The sequence below is a fragment of the Rhizobium esperanzae genome, from assembly GCF_014197615.1.
Classification (GTDB): domain Bacteria; phylum Pseudomonadota; class Alphaproteobacteria; order Rhizobiales; family Rhizobiaceae; genus Rhizobium; species Rhizobium esperanzae_A.
The window spans coordinates 1-1,607 of record NZ_JACIFY010000050.1; the positions used below are offsets into that span (position 1 = coordinate 1).

The window sequence follows — 1,607 nt, forward strand, 5'->3', positions numbered from 1 at the left end:
AACAACACGACGCCGACGGCGGTTGCCGATACGGGTGACGCCACCGAGAAAGGCGGTGTCGCCAATGGTTCGGGCGGCATCGCCGCCAGCGGCAACGTGCTGACCAACGACACCGATCCGGATGCCGGCGACACCAAGACGGTGACGGCAGTCGTCTTCGGCGCGACGTCAGGCACGCTCGGCTCGGCGCTGAACGGCACCTATGGCAGCCTCACTCTTAGTGCGTCGGGTGTCTATAGCTATGCCCTCAACGAGACCAATGCCGCCGTGCAGGCGCTGCGCCTGTCGACCAACACGCTGAGCGATGTCTTCAGCTACACGATGCGTGACTCAGCCGGGGCCACCTCCACGGCCAATCTGACCATCACCATCCACGGCGCCAACGATGCACCGGTGCTCGCCGTCCAGACGGCGACGCAGAACGCCACCGTCGGCTCGGCCTTCTCCTTCGTGCTGCCGACGACGACCTTCACCGATGTCGACAGCACCGAGACGCTGACCTATTCGGCAACGGCCGCCGACGGCACCGCGCTTCCCTCCTGGCTGACCTTCAATGCCTCGACGCGCACCTTCTCCGGCACGCCGACGGCAGGCGGCACCTATGGCGTCAAGGTGACGGCAACCGATATAGGCGGTCTCTCGACCAACGAGACCTTCAACATCGCCGTGTCGGTTCCCGGCAACACGACACCGACGGCGGTTGCCGATACGGGCGACGCCACCGAGAAGGGCGGTGTCGCCAATGGTTCGGGCGGCATCGCCGCCAGCGGCAACGTGCTGACCAACGACACCGATCCGGATGCCGGCGACACCAAGACGGTGACGGCAGTCGTCTTCGGTGCGACGTCAGGCACGCTCGGCTCAGCACTGAACGGCACCTATGGCAGCCTCACTCTTAGTGCGTCGGGTGTCTATAGCTATGCCCTCAACGAGACCAATGCCGCCGTGCAGGCGCTGCGCCTGTCGACCAACACGCTGAGCGATGTCTTCAGCTACACGATGCGTGACTCAGCCGGGGCCACCTCCACGGCCAATCTGACCATCACCATCCACGGCGCCAACGATGCACCGGTGCTCGCCGTCCAGACGGCGACGCAGAATGCCACCGTCGGCTCGGCCTTCTCCTTCGTGCTGCCGACAACGACCTTCACCGATGTCGACAGCACCGAGACGCTGACCTATTCGGCAACCGCCGCCGACGGCACCGCGCTTCCCGCCTGGCTCGCCTTCAACGCCTCGACGCGCACCTTCTCCGGCACGCCGACGACAGCAGGCACTTACGGCGTCAAGGTCACGGCAACCGATATCGGCGGTCTCTCGACCAACGAGACCTTTACTATCGCCGCCGCAGCAGCGCCAACGACCTACAGCCTGTTCTCCGCCTCCAACACGCCGGCCCAGACGAACCTCAACGACGGCCAGCAGCTCGAGCTCGGCGTCAAGTTCACGTCGAGCGTCGGCGGCGATATTACAGGCATCAAGTTCTACCGCAGCGCCAACGACAACGGACAGAACGTCGTCGACCTGTGGAGTTCCACCGGCACCAAGCTTGCCACCGCCACCTTCACCAACACCACGGCGAGCGGCTGGCAGACGGCGAACTTCAC

1 protein-coding gene is annotated in these 1,607 nt (G+C 65.0%); it reads left to right on the forward strand.

The annotated features are described in order from the left end of the window. On the forward strand, positions 1-1,607 hold a 1,607-nt coding region (locus GGD57_RS28955), incomplete at both ends, for a putative Ig domain-containing protein (RefSeq protein ID WP_184473593.1).